The sequence below is a fragment of the Achromobacter pestifer genome, assembly GCF_902859625.1.
In the GTDB taxonomy this organism is placed as follows: Bacteria; Pseudomonadota; Gammaproteobacteria; order Burkholderiales; family Burkholderiaceae_B; genus Achromobacter; species Achromobacter pestifer.
The window spans coordinates 707,228-726,761 of the sequence record NZ_CADIJX010000004.1 but is presented as its reverse complement, the minus strand read 5'-3'; the positions used below and the strand labels follow the sequence as shown (position 1 = coordinate 726,761).

17 protein-coding genes are annotated in these 19,534 nt (G+C 63.4%); 4 read left to right on the top strand and 13 right to left on the bottom strand.

Features of this window, described 5'->3' with window-relative positions; all coding sequences use genetic code 11:
• Window position 1: 1 nt before the first annotated feature.
• Both waaC and HV753_RS19140 read right to left on the bottom strand, forming a co-directional pair.
• A complete protein-coding gene (gene waaC, locus HV753_RS19145) occupies window positions 2-1,039 on the bottom strand; it encodes a lipopolysaccharide heptosyltransferase I (protein ID WP_175176160.1) in 1,038 nt (345 codons plus the stop codon).
• Window positions 1,040-1,207: 168 nt separating this feature from the next.
• Window positions 1,208-2,314: an MraY family glycosyltransferase gene (locus HV753_RS19140; protein ID WP_175176159.1), complete on the bottom strand. Its 1,107-nt coding sequence runs from the start codon at window positions 2,312-2,314 to the stop codon at window positions 1,208-1,210.
• 239 nt (window positions 2,315-2,553) lie between these two features.
• On the opposite strand from HV753_RS19140, the gene pgi reads away from it, so the two are divergent.
• The 4 genes from pgi (at window position 2,554) to HV753_RS19120 (ending at window position 7,184) form a co-directional block, all read left to right on the top strand.
• Window positions 2,554-4,125, top strand: a complete 1,572-nt coding sequence (gene pgi / locus HV753_RS19135) for a glucose-6-phosphate isomerase (protein ID WP_175176158.1) — start codon at window positions 2,554-2,556, stop codon at window positions 4,123-4,125.
• Between the two features lie 93 nt (window positions 4,126-4,218).
• Window positions 4,219-4,788, top strand: coding sequence for an SRPBCC family protein (locus HV753_RS19130; protein WP_175176157.1), 570 nt, complete (start codon window positions 4,219-4,221; stop codon window positions 4,786-4,788).
• A 33-nt stretch (window positions 4,789-4,821) separates the two neighbouring features.
• The gene (locus tag HV753_RS19125) at window positions 4,822-6,240 is read left to right on the top strand and encodes an MFS transporter (RefSeq protein ID WP_175176156.1); all 1,419 of its coding nucleotides are present in this window, start codon (window positions 4,822-4,824) and stop codon (window positions 6,238-6,240) included.
• Window positions 6,241-6,314: 74 nt separating this feature from the next.
• Window positions 6,315-7,184 (top strand): DMT family transporter, encoded by an 870-nt coding sequence (locus HV753_RS19120; RefSeq protein ID WP_175176155.1) that lies wholly within the window; start codon window positions 6,315-6,317, stop codon window positions 7,182-7,184.
• 9 nt (window positions 7,185-7,193) lie between these two features.
• On the opposite strand, the gene clsB is transcribed toward HV753_RS19120, so the two are convergent.
• The 11 genes from clsB to dapA all read right to left on the bottom strand — a co-directional run bounded on the left by clsB (window position 7,194) and on the right by dapA (window position 19,452).
• Complete coding sequence (gene clsB, locus HV753_RS19115; protein WP_175176154.1) at window positions 7,194-8,405, bottom strand: cardiolipin synthase ClsB; 1,212 nt, start codon at window positions 8,403-8,405, stop codon at window positions 7,194-7,196.
• Window positions 8,402-9,268, bottom strand: a complete 867-nt coding sequence (locus tag HV753_RS19110; RefSeq protein WP_175176153.1) for an endonuclease/exonuclease/phosphatase family protein — start codon at window positions 9,266-9,268, stop codon at window positions 8,402-8,404. The genes clsB and HV753_RS19110 overlap by 4 nt, the downstream gene beginning before the upstream one ends.
• Before the next feature lie 114 nt (window positions 9,269-9,382).
• On the bottom strand, window positions 9,383-11,170 hold the full coding sequence (aspS, locus tag HV753_RS19105; protein WP_175176152.1) for an aspartate--tRNA ligase: 1,788 nt from the start codon (window positions 11,168-11,170) through the stop codon (window positions 9,383-9,385).
• A gap of 40 nt (window positions 11,171-11,210) precedes the next feature.
• A complete protein-coding gene (locus HV753_RS19100; RefSeq protein WP_425485904.1) occupies window positions 11,211-11,876 on the bottom strand; it encodes a DUF502 domain-containing protein in 666 nt (221 codons plus the stop codon).
• Between the two features lie 16 nt (window positions 11,877-11,892).
• Complete coding sequence (locus HV753_RS19095) at window positions 11,893-12,219, bottom strand: FmdB family zinc ribbon protein (protein ID WP_175176150.1); 327 nt, start codon at window positions 12,217-12,219, stop codon at window positions 11,893-11,895.
• A 208-nt stretch (window positions 12,220-12,427) separates the two neighbouring features.
• Entirely contained in the window at window positions 12,428-13,711 is a 1,284-nt protein-coding gene (locus HV753_RS19090; RefSeq protein ID WP_175176149.1) for a putative Na+/H+ antiporter, read from the bottom strand.
• Between the two features lie 181 nt (window positions 13,712-13,892).
• Entirely contained in the window at window positions 13,893-14,789 is an 897-nt protein-coding gene (locus tag HV753_RS19085) for a DUF6999 family protein (RefSeq protein WP_175176148.1), read from the bottom strand.
• The gene (locus HV753_RS19080) at window positions 14,786-16,720 is read right to left on the bottom strand and encodes an iron-containing redox enzyme family protein (RefSeq protein WP_175176147.1); all 1,935 of its coding nucleotides are present in this window, start codon (window positions 16,718-16,720) and stop codon (window positions 14,786-14,788) included. Before HV753_RS19080 ends, HV753_RS19085 begins: the two co-directional genes overlap by 4 nt.
• 35 nt (window positions 16,721-16,755) lie before the next feature.
• Window positions 16,756-17,688: a fatty acid desaturase gene (locus HV753_RS19075; protein WP_246288316.1), complete on the bottom strand. Its 933-nt coding sequence runs from the start codon at window positions 17,686-17,688 to the stop codon at window positions 16,756-16,758.
• Window positions 17,648-18,424: a sterol desaturase family protein gene (locus HV753_RS19070; protein WP_175176146.1), complete on the bottom strand. Its 777-nt coding sequence runs from the start codon at window positions 18,422-18,424 to the stop codon at window positions 17,648-17,650. The genes HV753_RS19075 and HV753_RS19070 overlap by 41 nt, the downstream gene beginning before the upstream one ends.
• Window positions 18,425-18,558: 134 nt before the next feature.
• Window positions 18,559-19,452, bottom strand: a complete 894-nt coding sequence (gene dapA, locus HV753_RS19065) for a 4-hydroxy-tetrahydrodipicolinate synthase (protein ID WP_175176145.1) — start codon at window positions 19,450-19,452, stop codon at window positions 18,559-18,561.
• Window positions 19,453-19,534 lie beyond the last annotated feature (82 nt).

Sequence of the window (19,534 nt, the reverse complement as noted above, 5' to 3'; positions counted from 1 at the left end):
GTCACTGAGCGGCCAAAGCCTGCTCCACCGCCGCCATCACGGCCTCGCGCGAAGGCGATGCCCCGCGATCGCCCAGGCTGGCGGTGTAGTTGGAACCGACAAGCGGCGTACGCACCGGCGTGGAGGCGCGATAGATGCCGATCGTGGGGCGGCCCAGGGCGGCCGACAGGTGGGTCAAGCCACTGTCCAGACCCACCATCAGGCGCGACCCCGCCAGCAGACGCGCCACCGAGGTCAGATCCATGCGGGGCATGACCTCGGCGCCATCCATGCCGGCGACGAGCAAGCCGGCGCGCTGGGCTTCCGACTCATTGCCCGCCAATAGTTTCAAGGTGCAGCCGGCTTCGCGCAGACGGCGGAAGACCGCGCGCCAGTCCTCTTCGGGCCAGAGCTTGTCATCGCGGCTGGCCGACGGCATGATCACCGCGTAACCACGGTCATTGTCCAGATGATGCAAACGAGGCAATTCCGTCGTGTTCATCCCGGCACTGCCCACTTCCAGCACAGGCTCGGCCGACTGTCCCGCTTGGCGCACAAAGTTCTGCAACCCGAAATCCGGCAAGCCTGCGTGTTGGTAGCCAAAAGTCAGACCTGCCAGCTTGCGCTGACGGATCACGGCGGGTTGCCAGAATTCCACGCGATGACGCACGTTGTAGAAGAGCGAGGCCAGCGGCTCGCGCGCCGAGCGCCAATCCAACCCATGACGCACGCCGCGCGCCTGGCGGACCAGCCATGCGGATTTCAGCAGGGCCTGCATGTCCAGAACGATGTCGTATTGCGTGGTTCGCAAGCGTTCTTTCAACGCCTTGCGCTCGATGCGCACCTGCGGCGACCACCAGGATTTTCGCCAGCGGCGATGCGCGACCTTAATGATTTCATTGACAGCCGGATGCCACGAGGGGATCTCGGCAAACGCTTCCTCGACGACCCAGTCGATCTGTGCGTCAGGCACATGCCGGGCAATATCGGTGATTGCCGGCAGCATGTGGACAAGATCGCCCAGGGAGGACGTGCGAACAATGAGAATTCGTGTGGGCATGAGTAAGGATTCGTGCTTGGCACCACCCTCGACCCGATGGTGGCAGGCGCCGTTCAACGCAGCCCGCACTTTACAACAACATTGCCTCTCGCAGCGATGCATCCAGGCAGGCTTGCCTGGCCTCTAGAAATCGTGTGAGGAAAGCGCTTTATTGCTGGGCGCCTTCGCTCAATGACGATTCTTCTTCTTTTTCACGATCATCCATTTTGGCATGCGAAACAATACCAAGCGGCGATACAGCACAATATAGGTCGTGGAAAATACGGCGGTGAAGAACATCAGCAAGTAAGGTTGTTGCCAAAACAGCACAGCTGGAATGACCGCCAAGGACGACAGCAGCCACAAGTACGGGGACGTCATGGAATTACGCTGTGTCAGATGGCGCATTTCCCTGGAGCCAATAGCCCAGCGCACCAAACGCTTATAAATCAGCATATGCAGATGCACGCCGTCCGGAGCGCCAGGGGAGCGACCGCGCAACCATTTTTTCCGATAGATGGAAAATAGTGTTTCGAAGACCGGATATATACACAAGAGCAGCGGAAACCACGCTGACACTTCGGGGTGGCGGGCCAGCATCAGCACCGACAATTCACCAATGATAAAACCGAGGAAGTACGCTCCTCCGTCGCCCAGGAATATGTGCCCACGCGGATAATTCCAGACCAGGAATCCAATCACTCCACCCAACGTGCTGAGTGCCACGATCAATAGGAACCGATCGCCTAAATAGAACGACACATAGGCGAAACCGGCCAATATCATGGCGGACACCACCGCAGCCAAACCGTTGTACCCGTCAATGATATTTATGGCATTGGCAGCGCCCCCGATTGCCACTGACGTAAAAATCAGGGACACCACACCAAACTGCAATAACCAATCAATTCCGATAATGTCGACACGAGTAACAGCCGCATCCAATAAATAATATGCGGCAACTCCGGACAGCATCGCCAGGCCCAACCGAACAATGACGCGCACGTGCTTTGTAAGGTCCTCCGCAAACCCGCCCAGGAAGGCAGGCATCGCCGCCGCCAGCAGCAGCACCATACTGGGCAGCACGTCGGGTTCGCGCACCGCGACCAGCGCACAGGTAACGCCGCTGGCAATCAGAAGGGAAAGCCCGCCGATTCGGGGAACCGGGGCCGCGTGATACTTCTGCACACCATCCATATCGTGATCAGCCGTCAGGCCATCGTGCCAAGAACGATAGCGAACGATCAGCAAGGTGGAAATGAGCGAAACCAGAAACGCTACAAGGACGTACAACATGGAAAACACACGCCGGAGGGGAGAAGTGGCGGGATTGTAGCGTCAGACGCAGACAACACATGAAAACAATATTGACCGTTTTGCAAAAGAATGGAAACGCAGCTTGCAAAATAAAAGGGGCCTCCGTCCGGCCTGGACGACCAGTTAAACTCACGGCTTTGCAGAAAGGCGAAAATCGCCTCCCTGGCCCGGGGCAAATCTAGACGCCCATCCTCAGTACTAAGACGTATTCACAAAATATGCTGCCTTTAGACTCCGCTGACCACGCGAACCTGCAACAACTGCCTGAATGGCAGGCATTCAGACTCGCTGTCCAGGACGCCTCCTTCTGTACCGACGAGCTCCGTTTGCTGGAGGCCGCGGGCCTCTCCATCGACCTGAGCGCCCATGTCACCTCCCCCGCCACTCGAGCCGCTGCCGCCGCACTATTGAACGCTCGCGGTTTTGACGTAGCCCGCAACGCACTGCTGACAGGCGAACACGTCAACAGGACGGAAGACCGCGCTGCCTGGCACACCATGCTGCGCGCGCCCGAACCCATCGAGGCCGTCGCCCGCGAACACCAGCGCGTGCGCGAGTTTGTGCAGCAGGCCGACACGCAAGGCCAATGGAAGGCGGTCATCCACATCGGGATCGGCGGTAGCGATTGGGGCGTGCGACTGGCCACCGATGCTTGCAGCGGCGGTGGCGCGCGCCGGGCGTTGAAGTTCGTCGCCAATATCGATGGGCACGCGCTTGAAGATGCAATTCTGGGGCTGGACGCCACGGATACGCTGATCGTGGTGACATCCAAGTCATTCACCACGACGGAAACGTTAGCCAACTTGCGCCGCGCTATCGATTGGCTCACGCAGGCCGGCATCAAACACCCGTATGAGCAGGTCGTCGCCATTACTGCCCGCCCGGACGCGGCGCTGGCGCTTGGCATCCCCTCCCATCAGGTGTTTGAATTCTGGGATTGGGTTGGCGGCCGCTATTCTTTGTGGTCTGCGGTTGGGCTACCGGTCGCCATGGCGGTCGGCATTGACGTCATCGAAGGCATCCGCGCAGGCGCTGCCGCCATGGATGCTCACTTCGCCAAGGCGCCAATCGCCGAGAATGCCCCGGCCCAGCTTGCTCTCGCTGGCGTGGCCAATCGCAGCGTGTTGGGCTATGGATCGCTCAGCATTGCCGCTTACGATGCCCGCCTGCAATTCCTGGCTCCCTATCTACAGCAACTGGACATGGAGTCCCTGGGCAAGTCCGTGGACATGGCGGGCAACCCCGTAGGCGTGCCGACTGGCCCCTCCGTTTGGGGCATGCCCGGCACCGACGGCCAACACACGTTCTTCCAATGGCTGCACCAAGGCACGGATGGCGCAGCCGTCGACTTCATCATGTGCCGCGAAGCCGACCATCAGTGGACGGAAGAACACGCCATGCTGCTTGCCAACTGCCTTGCCCAGCGCCAGACGCTCTTGCAAGGCACATCGGCCGACGTCGACCGCGCCAGCCTGCTGGCGCAAGGGATGGCCCCGGACACGGCCGAATGGCTATCCCGACACCGCAAGCACCAGGGTGGCAGGCCGTCGACGCTGATCGTGTTGCCCAGGCTGACCCCACACGCGCTGGGCGCGCTGCTCGCGCTATATGAGCACAAGATTTTTGTACAGGCGCTGATTTGGGGCATCAATCCCTTCGATCAGTGGGGTGTCGAAGCCGGCAAGAAGATGGCCAGCGGCATTCTGCAGGAGCTCCACGGACAAGCACCGAACGCGGCACACGATCTGTCGACCCAGCATTGGATTTCCGTATTGACGCAGGGCCACTGAGCCACGGCGCCAGGGCCGGCCCCGCCAAGCCCTGGTAGCCAAACCTGTTATTTGGGACGAGAATGTAGATATAACTCTTCCAAGGAGACAGCCATGCGCATTGCCGATGCCCAATGGATTCCTTCGACGCAGCACCAGACATGGGATGCGTTGACCGACCCGAGAGTCTTACAGAAATGTATTCCGGGATGCGTGGAAGTCGCGATGCGCAGCCCGACGGAGTACGCCGTCACATTGCGAGCCAATATCGCCGGGATCGATACCGACTACGAAGGCGAGATCCTGCTCTCCGATGTCAATGCCCCCGATAGCTGCACCCTCGTGTTTGAAGGCAAGGGCCGCGCCGCCTGCCTTGCAATCGGCACCGCCCAAATCAACCTCAGCACCAAAGACCAAGGCACCCGCGTGGCCTATACCGTGGCCGGCATGGCGGGTGGCAAGCTGGCGGAATGCGGAGAAGGCCTGCTGCTGAAAGCGGGTGACAAGATCATCCAGAAGTTCTTCACCGCCTTTATCGATCACATGGCCAAGCAGCCCCGCCTTGCACCGCCCCCCCCGCCTCCTGAACCCGAACCTCGCGGCCTGTCCAATTCGCGTTGGTCCTGGGTGCTGGTGATGGTGGTCATCGCGGTATTCTTGGGATACCACTCGTTTTACAAGTGAAAACCCTAGTAGGCCGGTGATATCCTAGGCGGCATGACGCCGCCCCCAACGCCCCAGCCATCCGCCACCGATCCCGCCCACTCTCGCCGGGATCTCCTGATGGCCATGGCAGGGGTGTCGGCGACGGTGGTGCTGGCCGCGCTGGACTCCACCATCATCAGCACCACGCTGCCGCGCGTGGCCGAAGCGCTGAACGGCATGGCGCTGTATGCCTGGGTTGGCACCGGCTACCTGCTGGCCACTGCGGCCTCCATCCTGATCTTTGGCCGGCTGGGCGACATGTTCGGCCGCAAGCCCCTGATGCTGGTCTCCGTCCTGATCATTGCGTTGGGCTCCATCGCCTGTGGCCTGGCGCAGTCCATGACCCAGCTGATCGTGTTCCGTACCTTGCAAGGCGTGGGCGGCGGGATGATGATCGCCACCGCCTTCGCCGCGCCCGCTGACCTGTTCCCCGACGCCAAACAGCGCGTGCGCTGGATGGCGCTGGTGTCTGCCGCCTTCGCCATGGCCAGCGGCATCGGGCCGGTCCTGGGCGGGGCCGCCACGCAGGCACTGGGCTGGCGCGCGGCGTTCTTCATTTCGCCGATCGCGGCGGCGGGTGCCTTTTTCCTGCTGGCGCGCTATTTCCCGCGTATCCGCCCCATCCATGACGGCAGCCGCAAGATCGACTGGTTGGGTGCCATCTTGCTGGTATTGGCGGTGGGCGCACCGCTGGCTGCGCTGGAACTGGCCTTTGCCAGTGGCGAACACGCGCACCCGCTTCTGGGCGGCATGCTGGCTTTGATTGGCGTCGCCGCCATTGCCATCCTGATTCCCACCGAACGCCGCGTGAAATCGCCCATCTTTCCGCTGCGCGTCCTGGCCGGCCAGGAATCCCGTCTGCTGAACCTGGCCGCGATGATGGTTGGCGCGGTGATGTTCGTGCTGATCTTCTACAGCCCGTTGCTGCTGCAACAGGTGCTGGGCTATTCGCCCAGCGAGGCGGGCCTGCTGCTGACCCCGCTGGTCGCCGCGATCTCGGTGGGCAGCATCATCAACGGGCGGATGTTCCCCAAGCAGACCGAGCCGCAACGCCTGATGGTGTTCGGCGCCCTCTTGCTTGCGGCCGGCACCCTGATGGTGCTGCTGATTTCCCCCGGCACGTCGGCCTGGTGGATTCTGGCCGCCTTTTTCGTCAACGGCTGTGCGCTAGGCTTTCTGCTGCCCAACCTGACGCTCTTCATGCAGATGCTGAGCGAACGCCGCGACGTGGGGGTGGCCTCTGCGCTGGTGCAGACCACGCGCGCCATTGGCAGTGCCTTGGGCACGGCGGTGGTTGGCATCATTATTTCGCACGGCACGGTACTAAACGGAGTGCGGGCAGGCCTGGCCTTGTGTATTGTGCTGTCGCTGACCTGTGCGTTGCTGGCGCACCGGGTCAAGATGAAGAACCTGGTCACCGGCCGGAAGTAGCCGCCACCCAAGCGAAACGCCGGCCCAAGCAGGCCGGCAGAATCAGGCCTGCCTTAGGCTAACTCGAGACAAACATGCGTCAACGCAATCTGCTGGACCTGCTGCTTCTGGCTGCGGTCTGGGGCGGTTCCTTCCTGTTCATGCGCATCGCGGTTGGCGATTTCGGGCCGATCGCGCTGATCGAGTTGCGCGTGGGGCTGGCCGCGCTGTTCCTGCTGCCCGCCGCCCTGTGGCGCGGCAAGATGCCGCTGATCGTCCGGCACTGGAAAGCACTGCTGGTGGTCGGCACGCTGAACGCCGCCGTGCCCTTCCTGCTTTACGCCTACGCGGCGCAATCGCTGGGCGCGGGCTTCCTGTCGGTGGCCAATGCGGTGACACCCGTCTGGGGCGCGGTCATCGGCTGGCTATGGCTGAAGGACAAACTGCCCTGGATGCGTTCGCTGGGCCTCTTGATCGGGTTCCTGGGCATTATCGTGTTGGTGTGGGACAAGCTGAACTTCCAATCCGGTGGCACGGGGCCGGCGGTGCTGGCCGCCGTGTCGGCGCCCGTGTTCTACGGCATTGCCGCCAACTGGACCAAGCGTTTCCTGAGCGGCGTCGACGCCTTGGCCAGTGCCACCGGCAGCATGATCGCGGCCTCGCTGGTACTGCTGCCTTTGGCGATCTCCGCATGGCCGGAAACGCCGGCATCAATGGCCGCCTGGATCTCCACGATCTTGCTGGCCGTCGTGTGCACGGGCGCGGCCTACATCGTCTTCTTCCGTCTGATCGCCAACGTCGGGCCGACCGGCGCCGTCAGCGTGACCTTCCTGGTGCCGATCTTCGGTGTGGTGTGGGGGGCCTGGTTCCTGGATGAGAGCATTACGCCGTCCATCGCCATCGGCGCCGCCATCATTCTGGTGGGCACGGCGCTGGCACTGGGCCTGATCAAGCGCCGAGCCTGAACCGCCCGCTCAGTATTTGTCCGACGTGCCCGTCAAGGCCACGCCGATACGCAGCAGCGTATAGGAAGCCGCATCCACCCAGCGTCGGACCCACCCCCGGCGCTGGTATTCCAGCGGACGAATGAAGCGGCCGCCTTCTCGGATGGCCATTTCCAGGCGCTCCTGCAAATCCCACGCGAAGGGCTGGTCGTCGACGACCACATTGGCCTCGCGCGCCAGCAACAGGCTGAAGGGATCCAGGTTGGACGAGCCCACGGTCGCCACGTTGTCGATCACCGCGACCTTGGCATGCAGGTAGCTCGGCATGTATTCGTAAATCTCGATGCCGTCACGCAGTAGCTGGTCATACAGCGAGCGCGTGGCGTGGTACTGCATGCGGTATTCGACCTTGCCTTGCAACAACAGCCGCACCCGCACGCCGCGCGCGGCGGCGCGGGCCAGGGCGCGACGGAACTGCCGTCCTGGAAAAAAATACGCATTGGCGATCAGGATATCGCGGCGTGCCTGCGTGATGCCGTACAGATAGGCCCGTTCAAAAGTCTGCCGGTAGCGCAGGTTGTCCCGCAGGACCAGCGCCGCGCGCAGCGTGCCGCACGGGGCTACCGGCGCGGGGTGCGGCTTGGTCAGCCGCATGCGGCTCCAGTCACGCGGATGACGTCGCAGGCGTGCCCAGTTCAGGCGCACCCACAGCAGATCCTGCGCGTAGGCCGCGTCGGTGACCAACGGCCCTTCCACCTGCACCGCGAAATCAAAGCGTGGCGCCGAGATGCCGTCCGTGGGGTCCAGGTCGTCGTAGTCGTCGATGACATTGATGCCCCCCACGAAGGCAATGCGCCCATCCACGATGGTGACCTTGCGATGCAGCCGTCGCAAGCGGCTGCGCGATGGGATCAGACGGGCGAACCAACGTGGTTCGGGGCGGAATATGCGGCATTGCGCGCCCGCTTCAAGCAAGCGCTCGCGCACCTCGTCGGCGCTTTCGGCACTGCCGAAACCATCCAGCACGACGCGCACCTTCACGCCGCGCCCGGCCGCCGCCGCCAGGCATTCCAGCACTCGTGAACCGCTGCGGTCCACCATGAAGATATAGGTTTCCAGGTGCACGCTGACCTGGGCTGCATCGATGGCCGCGCACAGGGCGGGAAAAAAGTCGGACCCGTTCTGCAACAGGCGGATGCTGTTGCCGTCGGTCCATTCCAACTTGACCTGCTCGGCCTTCACGGTAGTTCCAGCTCGGCCAGCAAGGGGGAGTGATCGGAAAGCCGCGCCCATTCGCGCCCGCGCAAGACGCGCGCGCTGCGCACGGCAAAGCCGCGCTGGTAGATGCGGTCCAGGCGGAACCAAGGGAAGACGGCGGGAAAGGTGCGGGGCGGCGGCAGCAGCAGACGCGAGCTACCGTCCATGCCCAGTTGATTGGTGCGCTCCATGACGGACAGGCCGCCATTGGGCAGCCCCCGCAGCGCATTGCTCAGCCGCTTGACCGAATCACGCAGGCGCGGCAGCTCGCCGCCATGGCTGCGCGGTGCGTGGGAGAAAACTTCGTACAGGCCCAGCTGCTGCACAAAGAGCGGCGCCAGGCGGTCGTTCCAGTCGTTGAAGTCACCCGCGATGAGGATCGGTTCACCGTCCGGCACCATGCGCCGGATGCGTTCGGTCAGTGCCAGGATCTGGCGGCTGCGGCTGCCGGCGAACAAACCCAAATGCACCACGAAGCAATGCACCGCACGGCCGCCGAGTTCGATGCGCGCATGCAGCAGGCCGCGTTGCTCCAGCCGGTGGTCGGAGATGTCCAGGTTTTCGTGGTCAAGAATGGGGAAGCGCGACAGCAATGCGTTGCCGTGGTCCGTCTCGTGCCGGACGGCATTGCGGCCATAGGCCACGTCCAGCCGCAAGGCGGCGGCAAGGGATTCGTGTTGAGCGTCGAGCAGCGATTTCTGCTCGTTGCGGCCTTGGACTTCTTGCAGGAAGACCAGGTCGGGGCGCAGGCCATACAGACCCAGGCGCAATTCTTTCAGGGAGTCGCGCCGGCCCAATGCCGAACGGCCCTTATGAATGTTGTAGCTGACGACACGGATAAGCGACATAGCGGATATGGCGCCTTTCAACATCGGGAAAACGCCAGGAATCTGGCGCATTCCCCGAGAAGATCGGCTGGCTGAGCACCGCCGCGACAAGCGGCGGCGCTACGCCAGATTACTTCATTTCGGTTCGACGTTACGCAACCGAATGTGCAATTCGCGCAGTTGCTTTTCATCGACTTCCGACGGCGCTTGCGTCAGCAGATCCTGAGCGCGTTGCGTCTTCGGGAAGGCGATCACGTCGCGGATCGATTCAGCGCCGGTCATCATCGTGACGATGCGGTCCAGGCCGAATGCAATGCCGCCGTGCGGAGGAGCGCCGTATTGCAGCGCGTCCAGCAGGTAGCCGAACTTCTCGCGGGCTTCCTCGGCGCCAATCTTCAGCGCGCGGAACACCTTGCTCTGGACTTCTTCGCGGTGGATACGAACCGAGCCGCCGCCGATTTCCCAACCGTTCAGCACCATGTCGTAGGCCTTGGCGAATGCCTTGCTGGGATCGGTCTCCAGGAAGTCTTCGTGGCCATCCTTCGGGCTGGTGAAGGGGTGGTGGGCAGCGGTGTAGCGGCCGTCTTCCTCGTCGTACTCAAACATCGGGAAGTCAATCACCCACAGCGGCTTCCAACCGGCCTGGAACAGGCCCGTCTTCTTGCCGAATTCGCTGTGGCCGATCTTCACGCGCAAGGCGCCGATGGCGTCGTTGACGACCTTCTCGCGATCCGCGCCGAAGAAAATGATGTCGCCGTCTTGCGCGCCGGTGCGCTTGACCAATTCGGCCAGGGCAGCGTCGTGCAGGTTCTTGACGATCGGGGATTGCAGGCCGTCGCGGCCCTTGGCCACTTCGTTGACCTTGATGTAGGCCAGGCCCTTGGCGCCGTAGATGCCAACGAACTGCGTATAGCCGTCGATTTCGCTACGCGACATTTCAGCGCCACCCGGCACGCGCAGGGCAACGACACGGCTGCCCGGCGCCGTGGCGGCGGCGGCAAACACCTTGAAGTCCACATCACGCATGACGTCGGTCATGTCGGTGAATTCCAGCTGCACGCGCAGGTCCGGCTTGTCCGAACCGTAGCGGCGCATCGCTTCCGTCCACGGCATCAGCGGGAACGGCGACGGCAGTTCAACGCCCTGGACCACCGAGAACACGTGGCGGATCAGGTTTTCGAAGATTTCGCGGATTTCGATTTCGTTCAGGAACGACGTTTCGCAGTCGATCTGGGTGAATTCGGGCTGGCGGTCAGCGCGCAAGTCTTCGTCGCGGAAGCACTTGGTGATCTGGTAGTAGCGGTCAAAGCCCGACACCATCAGCATCTGCTTGAACAGCTGCGGCGACTGCGGCAGCGCGAAGAAGTGGCCGGCGTTCACACGCGAGGGCACCAGGTAGTCGCGCGCGCCTTCGGGCGTGCTCTTGGCCAGCATCGGCGTTTCGATGTCGATGAAGCCCAACTGGTCCAGGAACTTGCGCGTTTCGATCGACACGCGGTAACGCAACATCAGGTTGCGCTGCATCTGCGGGCGGCGCAGGTCCAGCACGCGATGCGTCAGGCGGGTGGTCTCCGACAGGTTGTCGTCATCCAGCTGGAACGGCGGCGTGACCGAAGCGTTCAGGATTTCGACTTCCTTGCAGAGCACTTCGATTTCGCCCGAAGCCAGCTCGCTGTTGGCGGTGCCGGCCGGACGCTCGCGCACCAGGCCGGTGACGCGGACGCAGAATTCGTTGCGCAGGCGCTCGGCGGTGGCGAAGGCGGCGTTATCCGGATCGAACACGATCTGGGCCAGGCCCGCGCGGTCGCGCAAGTCGATGAAAATGACCCCGCCGTGGTCGCGGCGGCGGTTCACCCAGCCGTACAGGGTGACAGTCTGGCCGAGATGGTCACGGCAAACCTGGCCGGTGTAGCAGGTACGCATGCGGGATGACTCCGTTGTGTGCTTAGTTTGAGCGTAAGGGTTACGAATCGGCGCGAGGCGTGTCTTGCACGCCAGGCGCTGGAGAGGACGGGGCCGGCCGGTCCTCGGGCGCGGGCGCCTGGGCCGGGGCGACAACGCCCATGGAAACGATGTACTTCAATGCCGCGTCCACGCTCATCTGAAGATCGATCGCGTCGGCGCGAGGCATCATCAGGAAAAAGCCGGACGTGGGGTTCGGCGTCGTCGGCACATACACGCTGATGTGGTCGCCGGGCAGCAGGCTGGCCACTTCACCGCTGGGCGTGCCGGTGACAAATGCAATCGTCCAGGAACCTGCCCGCGGATACTGCACGAGCACCGCGCGGCGGAACGCCTGGCCATTCGGGGCAAGCACGGTATCGCTGACCTGCTTGACCGAGTTGTAGATCGAACGCACCAGTGGAATACGGCCCAGCAGGTTTTCCCACTGATCCACCATGGTACGGCCGATCAGGTTTGCCGCAAATACGCCCGTCAACAACACCACCGCGATGACCAGGACGAAGCGGAAGCCGGGGATGTCGATGCCGAACAGCGATTCGGACGACAGAAAGCCAGGCACGAACCCTTCCAGGGTGGCGACCAGCAAACCCAGCACCCACACCGTGATGACCAGGGGAACCCAGATCAACAGGCCGGTGATGAAGTACTTCTTGATGAGGCGCATCCGCATCGCGTGCGCGCTACGTGGCCGAAGACCCGGCGGCCGGCGTTCCGGCGGCCGGCGTTGCAGCCGGAGCCGCAGCAGGGGCTGGCGTGGCGGCCGGTGCGGCGGCGGCGGGTGCGGCGCCTTCAGCGGGCGCGGAAGTGCTGGCGGGCGCGTTGCCGTTTCCACGGAAATCGGTGACGTACCAGCCGGACCCCTTGAGCTGGAATCCAGCCGCGGTCACCTGCTTGGAAAACGTGCTTTGGCCGCATTCGGGGCAAACCGAAAGCGGCGCATCGGAAATCTTCTGCAAGACGTCTTTGGCATGGCCGCAGGCGCTGCATTTATAAGCGTAGATGGGCATCAGGGGCTCCCAGGCGCGGGCCCGGCAAATAAGAAGCCGTCAGTCGTCGGACGGAAGGGTCCGCGGCGGCGGGTGGGCAAGGCCGGAAAAAAATACGGGAAAGTCTTGAATTTTAGCGGTTTTTCATGAACCGTCGGTGTCCGACCCGGAGGGCGAGGCCCAAGGCCCGTCCCGGAGGCGCCGCCCCCGGGTCTGCCAGGCTCTTTCCCTAGACGGGAAGCAGGAACATGACCGCTGCCACCAGGGTGGGCGCCAGGGCGGACAGGAACAGCCGACCCGACGAAATGCTGCCGTCTGGAAAATGGTTCTTCAGGATGGCGAAGCCCGCCGGATTGGGCGCATTGGCGATCACGGTCAGCCCGCCGCCTGTCACGGCGCCGGCCACCAGCATGTAGCGCCAGGCCTCGTTGGTGCCTTCCACCAGCGACCCCAGATAGGTCAGCGCGGCATTGTCGGTAATGGCTGTCAGCGCGGTGGCCCCCCAGAACAGCACGAACGGCTCCAGTCCGCCCAGCAGATCCTGCAACCACCATTTCTGTAGGCCGCCCAGCACCACCAGCCCGGCCAGGAAGAAGCCCACCATCAGGCCTTCCTTGATCAGCAGGCGGTTCTGGTGCCGTTTGTAGGCTTCCGAGAAGCCGATGAACATCATCAGCAACCCCATGAAGATCGCCGGATGGTGCGCGGTCAGCACCACGGCCACCAGGAAGACCAGGTGCACGAGGATGACGACGGCCGGCACCGGGGGACGCGAATCCGCCCCTTCCGGCGCGTCCACGCCACCGCCCGTGCCCACCGAACGCTCCATCAGTGCCTTGCGGCAGATGAACGTCAGCAGACCGGCGTTCAGGCACACTGCCACCGCGGCACGCCAGCCGAAATGCTGCGCCATGAAGGCGGAATCCCAACCGAACGTGGAGGCCACCATCAGGACGGGCGGCGCGGCATAGGAGGTCAGCACCCCGCCGATGGACACGTTCACGAACAACACGCCCAATGTCATGTACTTGAAACCCGCGCGGCCGCTCGTGCGGAAATAGGCGTCGCGCAGCAGAATGGCGGCCAGCGTCATGGCGGCCGGCTCGGTAATGAACGAGCCACCCAGCGGCACCAGCGACATCACGACAAAAAAAGTAGCCAGTTCGCGCGGCAGCGGCAGCACGCGCGCCACCACGCGCACCATCAACCCCACCAGTTCCAGGATCGGCCGGCTGGCGGCCACCACCATGATCGCGAACACGAACAGCGGCTCCGTGAAGTTGCGCGTGTCCATGTAGTCGATGGCACTGGACGGTCCGGCCAACGCCGCCATCGCCACGATCAGCGCGAAGGCCCATACCCCGAAGACGGCCTCGACTTCCGCGAACAGATGCCAAAAGCCCGCATGGGGGCCGCCGCGATGCGCGAGCCGTGCGAAAAAGGGAACCGAAAAAGTATGAAGGACCGCCACGGCGAACAGAATGGTGGCAATGACTTCAATGGTTTGAGGCATGGGGGGGCCTTCCGGAATAGAGACTGACGCAACGGAAAATCACGCGATGCGAACGCGGTCCAGCGCGGTTCGCCGAACAAGGGACGCAATATAACGCAGCCGTTTTACCCTGTAACGCAGGGTCTACACCAAGTCCCCCGGCGGTGGCGCAGGCCTGTTGCCCGTCCTGGCACCTGCCGGCCTAGGCGATCGGTGCCGGGGGCTCCGCGCCCTGCTGGGCGGCCTTCATCTCCATCAGCAGACTGTGCAACATCTCGGTGGACAAGCCGTGCAGCACCAGGCGATAGCCCGCGCGCAAGGTCGACATCGGCACCAGAGGATGGCTGTTGTTGACCAGGATCAGATGCTGCGGCGCCCCCAGCAGCTTGGCGGCGTAGATGCCGATGGTCTCGTCCAATTGCAGGGAATTGGCCGCGCGCCAGAAGTCGTTGTCGGTCAGCATCAACTGGTACAGGGGCGTGAACAGCTCGATGGCGCTTTGCAGGTCCAGGAAGTTCAGCTTGCCCTGCGGCATGTCTTCCAGCTTCAGCGGCGGATCCTTGATCATCGAGAAATCGACGGACTCGGGTGCGTGCATTTCAACGCCCGCATCGTTCAGCGCCTGGTTCAGCCGGATGACGAAGTTGAACAGGTTCAGGTCGTGTTTGACGAAGAGCTCGTCCTTCAGGTCGTCGATTTCCAACGGCTCAAGTGGCGTGGTCGTGATCCGCACCGGCGAATTCGCGGCAATGAAGGCCAACGCCTGTGCGCCCAGATGGAAGTGCCGCAGGATCAGCCAGTTGGCCTCGGGCGACACAAAGCGCTTGAGCCCCCACGCCAGAATGCGGTGCAGGAGCTTGGAATGCGACCAACGACGCGGCAGGAACGTCTTCACCACCTGGATCAGGATGATGAAGGCGCGTGCCAGCGGCCGCAGGAACGGCAACAGATACTGGCGCGACGCGCAGCTGGAATCCGTCAACCAGGCTTTCTTCACCTTGTCCGGCAAAGGCGTGCTGCGGTCCAGGTATAAAGCCAGCCAGGGGCTGGGGTCAGCCGGGTCGTGCGCCTTGGCCAGGAATTCGGGTTCCTTGCTCATGCCGTATCGCCCTCCATCACGTGGTGGAACTGCATCAGGTACAGCGCGGCCGTGCGGCGCGCGGTATCCACGATGCGTTGTTCGGCGCGGCCATCCTCATCGCAGTCCAGCGCCAATTCCACCGCCGACAGCCAGCGCGCCAGGTGATGCTCGTCGTTGTGTCCGTGATATTCCAGGAAGCGGAAGGCGTCGGGCGGCAGCTTCAGGCTGGCCTTCAGCAGCGGCAGCAGCGCGGGCACGATGCGCTGGCCCGTGCCTTCGATGATGTAGATCGCGCCCAGCAGGCCAATCGGGTCGCGCGTGGCGGCCAGGCTGTGCAGATAGGCGTTCAAGGCCTCGCCACCCGGGTTGCGGCGCAGGGCATCGATGTTGTCCACCGCGCCGCCCGCATTGCGGTAATCCTGGAACAGGATCTGGAAATCGTTCTGTTCTTCGCCGGCGTGCATGTCGATCAACGCGGCCAAGGGCGCGTATTGCTCGGACAGCGAAGCCGCACCTTCGCGCATCCACTTGCTGCCTTCGCGCACCTGCGGAATCCAGTTCTCCATCCAGTTCAGATAGTCGGGCGTCTGGAACTGACGGTTGCGCAGGCGGCGCACCACCGGCGTGCGCCAAACGCGCGACCGGTAGTCGTGCCAGATGGCCGCCAGCTCGGTCAGCAGTTGGCCCAGGCCTTGCGGCGCCATGTCGGGATCGTGCGGCGGCGCGATCGCGTCGGCGTCGCCACTCAGCGCGTCATCGCGTGCTACCGCCGGCGCCGCTACCGCCGCGCCGCCCGCCACGGCATGCGGCGCGTGTACGGCTTCCGCCTCCAGCAGCATGTAGGCCGCCATGAACCGGCCGGACTCGGGGATGTAGCAGAAGATCTGCTCGCCCGGCTTCACCTCGCGCGTCTCCAGGAATTCGGCCAGCATGATCAGGATGGAGGCCGCGCCCGTATTGCCGCGCCACGCCAGGTTGCTGAACCAACGTTCGCGCGGAATCACCAGGCCCGCTTTCTCCATCAGGTCTTCGACCACGGGAATGAATTTCTCGGACGAGTAATGGCACAGGAAGTGGTCCACCTGATCGGGATCCAGCCAGCCGTCGCGCACCAGCTTCGCGTACTCGTGGATACCGATATCGAACAGGTGCGGCAGCAGCCGGATGTCTTGCCGCAAGGACAGCGCGCCATCGGCCTCGGCCTCGTTCCAGGACGGATAGTCCAGGTGCCCCTTCTGCCGGTCGGCCGACAACCCCAGTTGCATGCACACGGGATAGTCACCCGAGAACGAACGCTGATGCACCCATTTCAGCTTCAGTCGCACGCCGCTGGACGCCCCCGGCAGAGCGCGGCCAGTATTGCCCAGCAACAGCGCGCCCGCGCCATCCGACAGCATCCAGCGCAGGAAATGCGCGTCGAAATCCGCGTCGTAACCACGCGCCGCGAAGCGCGAACGCTTGAACAACCGTGACGGCAATTCCGCGGCCACGGCCAGCGCGCTGGCGTGCCCACCCATCTCGACGCCTTGCGCGGCGGCCTGAATCGCCGACACGCCAGCGGCGCAGATGCCATGCACCGACAGCGTCTCCATCGGCTGCGCGGCCAATTCGCCCTGGATCATGTTGGAAAAACCGGGCATCAGCGCATCGCCGCCCGATGAACCGCTGGTCAGCAGGGACACGGCGGACAGATCGCTGTCGCTGCGCCGCAGGCAATCGCGTATGGCGTTGGCAGCCAACTGCGCGTTGGTAAACACGGTGGCGCCTTCGGGATCAATGGCGTAGTACCGGTGCTTGATGCCGTTCTCGGCCAGGATGCGGCTCTTGATGCGGCTGGACATCCGGTTCAACGGCGCGATGTAGTTATCCATGGCGTCGTTGGACACGGGCTCGCCTGGCATGAAATAGCCGGCGCTCTCAAGATAGACACGATTGAACGCGATAGGCATGTGGCGGGTCTCTAGTGGGAACAGGGAATGCGGCGCTAGCGGATGTGCTCGGGCGCCATGCAGGAACGGCTGCGAAACCGCGGCACGAAGATGCCCAGCACGAAAACGCGGAACATATACGGCGTTAGCCCGCGTTCATTCAGCGCCGGATCGACGCGCTGGCGGTAGTGCTCGCCATGCAGCCGGGTCAGTTCGGACCAGTGCGCGCGCGGATGCTCGTGATGCGCGGTGTGCAGGCCGATGTTGAACAGCAACGGGTTGACCAGCCCTTCAAAATTGCGCGCGTAGTTCAGCCCGGCGGCGGGTCTCGGTCCACCGTCGGCGTGCGCATGCTGCAAGTAGTTCGTCGCCAGCAACCAGTGCAGACCGTGCAATTGCGGCACGATCACGAACACCAGTGCCTTGATGGGATTCACGGCCATCAGCCCGCCCCACAGGCCCAACCACACGCCATACTGCGCCATGCAATAGCGCCAGGCGCCCGGCCAGTGGCGGCGCAAGCGCCCCAGCCACGCGAAGAACAGCGGATACAACACCCAGCCCGCCTGCAAGGGGTGGATCAGATAGCCCCACAGATGATTCGTGTCGCCGCCAAAACGGTAGGTGCGCGCCACGTCGCGCGCGCCGTGCTTGAACCGGTGATGGTTGGCCACGTGCGCGGGGTAGAACACGAAGGTGGGATGCCCTTGCAGCAGCGTGATCCAGAAATCGGTGGCGCGGTTGGTCCAGCGCCCGCGCCACATCCTGATATGGGTGTGGTTGTGGTGGATGACGCCAATTCCCAACGTCAGGAACAGCATCAGCGCATACAGCGGCCACCAGAATCCGTACACCCATTGCCAGGCGGCCAACGCGGGCAGCGCGGCCAGATAGACCAGACTTTGCCAGTCGCGACGATGACGCAGCGACGGCAGCCGGCGCCGCGGACTAGGCCCGTCCGCCAACCGATTCTCTACGCTGGAATGCATCAAGCTGCGCAGTCGCCGCTTCGGCTTTCAACCGGGTGCGGAACAGGCGATCCATGAAAGTGAACTGGAAACCGTAGTTGCCGTTGTAGCAGGCATGGTGCAGATGATGCCTGCGGCTGGCGGCGAACCAATGCGCATACGACACCTTGGGGAAAAAGTCGTAATTGGCGTGCCCGATGCAATTGAAAAACAGGCTGAACAGCGGCACGGAGGCCAGCGCCCAGAAGCTGAAATCATGCAGCAGCATGGGCAGCAGGATCACGTTGCCCAGCATCAGGGCCTCGATGGGATGGAAGCTGTACGTGGAGAACGGCGTCGTCACGACCGAGCGGTGATGCGGCAAATGGAACCGTCGCAGCGGCTTGGTGTGGAGCAGCCGGTGGTTGACCCAGAAATGCACGTCATTCCACGCCACCAGCACCAGAATCTCGACCACGACCTTCTGCCAGCTTGGGTTCGGGTCCAGGTGCGCCCATCCCAACTGCAACAGGCCCCATGGAAAGATCATGCCCGTGCCGAACAACAGAACGGACAGCCCGGACTGAGCGAACTCGCGCCGCAGTTGCCCCGGGGCCAAAGGCCGCGGATCCAGCGGCCGCCCCATGCCCAACGCCGGCAACACGTACTGCGTCAGTAGCCAGGTTGCCGTGCCGAAGACCAGATAGATGCCGCCAAAGAACAGCAGCCCCGCCAGCATTACCTGCCAGGCGGACAAGGCTTCAAAAGCTTGAGCCATAAACGTTTGGTTTCACCCTGAGAATGGCCGCATCATAAGCAATCCGTCAGCTTCCCGGTAAGCCTTTTATTACAAAATGAATCCGGGCACCACAAAGCTGATGCATGGCGGCGTGCAAGCCGCCTAACTTCCGGCTACTGGCAGGGATACTGGCGGTTCAGGCCTGCAACAGCCGCATCCATCCGCGCGGCCAGCGCAACGCTTGCGGCCGGCATCGGCAGGCGCAGTTCCTCGGTCAGCAGTCCCTGGCGCCCCAGTTGCGCCTTCAGCGGCCCCGGATTGGGCTCCTCGAACGCCAGTTGAATCACCGGCACCAGCGCCTGGAACAGCTTGCGGGCCAGATCCAATTGCTGCGCACGCACCGCCTGATGCATGGCCACGAACAGGTCGGGCCGAATATGCGCCGCCGCCGCGATCATGCCGGTACCGCCCAGGCAAAGGGTCGACAGCGACTGTAGGTCTTCGCCTGCCAACACGTTCATCTGGCCATCGGCGATCAGCGCCAGCGTCTTCGCAAGCGACCCGCCGCAATCCTTGATAGCCCCGATATTCGGATGTGCGGCCAACGCCAGCAAGGTCGCGGTGTCCAGCGTCGTGCCGGTGCGATAGGGAATGTCGTAGAGCACGAGGGGAAAACGCGACGCATCGGCCAGGCAGCGAAAGTACGCGGCGGCGCCCTCCTGACCGGCCCGCACGTAGTACGGCGCGGGCGCCAGGATGCCAGCCAATGGCCGAGTGCCGAAGGCCGACAGGCGTTGCAGCACGTGGCCCTGATGATTGCCGGCCAGGCCCATGATCACGGGCAGCTTGCCCGCTTCATTCAGCACGGCGTCCAGGACGGCCAGTTGTTCGGCATCATCCAGCGATGCGGCCTCGCCGGTGCTGCCGCACACGACCAGCCCATCCACGCCGGCCGCGGCGTAATGGCGCACCAGCCGACGCAACGCACCGCCGTCAACGGCGCCGCCGGAAAACGGCGTCACCAACGGCACCCAGACACCCTGGAAAAGAGAGGATTGAGATGACATGAGAACACTCCTTCGATGTAAACGGGACCGTGGTTGGGACCGTACAGAAGTGCTCGGGATATCAGGGGTGCGCGCGGAGGCG

Coding starts and splice junctions, on each gene's coding strand:
- HV753_RS19085 (WP_175176148.1), bottom strand. CDS start 14,789: ATGAGCAAGGAACCCGAATTCCTGGCCAAGGCGCACGACCCGGCTGAC.
- HV753_RS19070 (WP_175176146.1), bottom strand. CDS start 18,424: ATGGCTCAAGCTTTTGAAGCCTTGTCCGCCTGGCAGGTAATGCTGGCG.
- HV753_RS19075 (WP_246288316.1), bottom strand. CDS start 17,688: ATGCATTCCAGCGTAGAGAATCGGTTGGCGGACGGGCCTAGTCCGCGG.
- HV753_RS19090 (WP_175176149.1), bottom strand. CDS start 13,711: ATGCCTCAAACCATTGAAGTCATTGCCACCATTCTGTTCGCCGTGGCG.
- HV753_RS19120 (WP_175176155.1), top strand. CDS start 6,315: ATGCGTCAACGCAATCTGCTGGACCTGCTGCTTCTGGCTGCGGTCTGG.
- HV753_RS19080 (WP_175176147.1), bottom strand. CDS start 16,720: ATGCCTATCGCGTTCAATCGTGTCTATCTTGAGAGCGCCGGCTATTTC.
- HV753_RS19125 (WP_175176156.1), top strand. CDS start 4,822: ATGACGCCGCCCCCAACGCCCCAGCCATCCGCCACCGATCCCGCCCAC.
- dapA (WP_175176145.1), bottom strand. CDS start 19,452: ATGTCATCTCAATCCTCTCTTTTCCAGGGTGTCTGGGTGCCGTTGGTG.
- HV753_RS19100 (WP_425485904.1), bottom strand. CDS start 11,876: ATGCGCCTCATCAAGAAGTACTTCATCACCGGCCTGTTGATCTGGGTT.
- HV753_RS19140 (WP_175176159.1), bottom strand. CDS start 2,314: ATGTTGTACGTCCTTGTAGCGTTTCTGGTTTCGCTCATTTCCACCTTG.
- pgi (WP_175176158.1), top strand. CDS start 2,554: ATGCTGCCTTTAGACTCCGCTGACCACGCGAACCTGCAACAACTGCCT.
- waaC (WP_175176160.1), bottom strand. CDS start 1,039: ATGCCCACACGAATTCTCATTGTTCGCACGTCCTCCCTGGGCGATCTT.
- HV753_RS19095 (WP_175176150.1), bottom strand. CDS start 12,219: ATGCCCATCTACGCTTATAAATGCAGCGCCTGCGGCCATGCCAAAGAC.
- HV753_RS19130 (WP_175176157.1), top strand. CDS start 4,219: ATGCGCATTGCCGATGCCCAATGGATTCCTTCGACGCAGCACCAGACA.
- HV753_RS19110 (WP_175176153.1), bottom strand. CDS start 9,268: ATGTCGCTTATCCGTGTCGTCAGCTACAACATTCATAAGGGCCGTTCG.
- aspS (WP_175176152.1), bottom strand. CDS start 11,170: ATGCGTACCTGCTACACCGGCCAGGTTTGCCGTGACCATCTCGGCCAG.